Origin of the sequence: Xenorhabdus entomophaga, assembly GCF_037996725.1 — a bacterium.
Classification (GTDB): domain Bacteria; phylum Pseudomonadota; class Gammaproteobacteria; order Enterobacterales; family Enterobacteriaceae; genus Xenorhabdus; species Xenorhabdus khoisanae.
In genome coordinates, this window is sequence record NZ_JBBMXH010000239.1 from 1 (window position 1) to 1409 (window position 1409).

Here is a 1409-nt window from a genome sequence, read left to right on the forward strand (position 1 = left end):
GGGCATGTTCCAGTATCCGCCCATTGGCACGGTGGTTGAAATTGCGTTCGAAGGTGGCCGCCCTGACAAGCCTTTTATCCGCCAGACCTTGAGTCAGGGCAACACCCTGCCGGATATCCAGCCCGGTGAACAGTTGCAGCAGCAGCGGGCGGAAGTGTCGCAGCGGGTGACGCAGGCGGGCAGTTGGATTAGACAGACTGACCAGACCATTAACGAGTCGTCCATGCACCGTGAAGTCAGGGCAGACACGGAAACGCGCACCGTGGTAGCACGGGAAACCACGGTACAGGCCACGGATAAGACCACAGTGTTAGGCACGTCTGCACTACTGGCAGGCGCTGTCCAGCAAATTGCAGACGGGGATTACAGTCTCGCCACCTCAGCGAATTTTGTCGCCAGTGTGGGAAAAGAGGCCAATATTGACGTCGGGCAGAAACTGATTGAGAAAATCGGCCTGCTTAAGCAAAGCATCGCGGGGGCTAAACAAGAAATCGTCGCCCCTGTAGTCTGGGTGGGCAGCCAGCAAATCAACGTCATGACATTGATGTTAGAGACGCTGGATGTGGTCAGGGAACTGGCCGAACTGACCGCCGCCCATACCCATCACAACACAGGCACACCGGAGAACGCCAGCGCCATCAGGAACACGGCCTATAAATCCGATGGACTAAAACAGAAGTATTCGCCTGTGATTGGGTGAATATCGCCCATTTGTGTGAGATCATTGACGCTATACCATAGGTTGATATTTTATGCTATAGGTATTAGACTGACTGTGTTGGCTTGAGAATGTCGCGCTATTAGATAGAGGCTACCAACCTCGTAAATAGCACAAAGAAAGACAATTCATCAAAAAAACAAAAAAACCAACCTCACCAGTTGGTTTTTTTGTTTCTTCCTATCTATCACGTTAATTGATTGAATCATTTTAAAATCAACTTATAATCTACGCTGTTGGCTAGACAAACGCTCTGGTTTGTGTTTTTGGTATAGAAAAGGAATTCAGTATTCCGCAAATTTTGCGGAATGTATCAAAGTCCTGACTGAGTACAGGTGGTGCTGGCTCTGTGCCTTTGGCCAGAGCGCGACATTCTCAAGTCAACGCTTACGAGAACCAACCGGACAGGCAGTGTAAAGGCAATGGCTGGTGAGTCGTGCTCCTGCTCACAGGAGCGAACGGATGAAAGAGGTTATTAACACCACTATCATCGTTCTCAAGGCGTTAATTTCGCTTTTAGAACTGATCCGTACCTTTTTGAAATAGGTACGGAAACGTAGTTAAGGCCATCGGGTTAACCGCCCGGTGGCCTTTAACATTTAGGGATGAGCAATTTCTTTTCGTGCCAATTCAGCCAGAAAAGCAGAACGGTTTTTATAGTGACCGTTTCGCTCAATATAGCGGTCTATCG

At 49.1% G+C, this 1409-nt stretch carries 1 protein-coding gene and 1 pseudogene; both read left to right on the plus strand.

The window, feature by feature from the left end:
• Positions 1-700, plus strand: a pseudogene (locus tag AAC854_RS22475) (hypothetical protein); the annotation flags it as partial.
• A gap of 480 nt (positions 701-1180) precedes the next feature.
• Entirely contained in the window at positions 1181-1264 is an 84-nt protein-coding gene (gene dinQ / locus AAC854_RS24480) for a damage-inducible type I toxin DinQ (protein ID WP_422824129.1), read from the plus strand.
• Positions 1265-1409 lie beyond the last annotated feature (145 nt).